This is a genomic window from Microbacterium sp. ER1 (assembly GCF_023383675.1).
GTDB lineage: Bacteria > Actinomycetota > Actinomycetes > Actinomycetales > Microbacteriaceae > Microbacterium.
This window is the reverse complement of sequence record NZ_QCXO01000019.1, coordinates 1-393: the sequence shown is the minus strand read 5'-3', so window position 1 is coordinate 393 and position 393 is coordinate 1. Positions and strand designations below refer to the sequence as shown.

Sequence of the window (393 nt, the reverse complement as noted above, 5' to 3'; positions counted from 1 at the left end):
GTCCGGCGGTTCGCGAGCTGAACGCCGTGTTCCTGGCCGACTGGTACAGCGAAACCGACCAGATCCTGCCCTTCGACACCTCGCCGATCGTGCTCGATCCGGCGCCGGACCTGCTCGACGCCCAGGTGCTGCCGAGCGGGCCGAGCTTCGAGAACGACAACAACCTCAAGCTCTACGCCATGCTCATCCAGAAGGCCGAGCGCCGGGTCAGCATCACCAGCCCCTACTTCGTGCCGGAGGAATCGACGATGCTGGCCATCGTCACGGCAGCGTCGCGCGGTGTGGAGGTGGAGCTGTTCGCCTCCCACATCGGTGACCAAGCGCTCGTCTACCACGCGCAACGGTCCTACTACGAGGAGTTGCTGCGGGCCGGAGTGTCGATCTACCTCTATG

The 393-nt window shown here is 64.9% G+C and carries 1 protein-coding gene; it reads left to right on the top strand.

What is annotated here, in order from left to right:
- On the top strand, window positions 1-393 hold a 393-nt coding region (locus BV453_RS01350; protein WP_249520677.1), incomplete at both ends, for a phosphatidylserine/phosphatidylglycerophosphate/cardiolipin synthase family protein.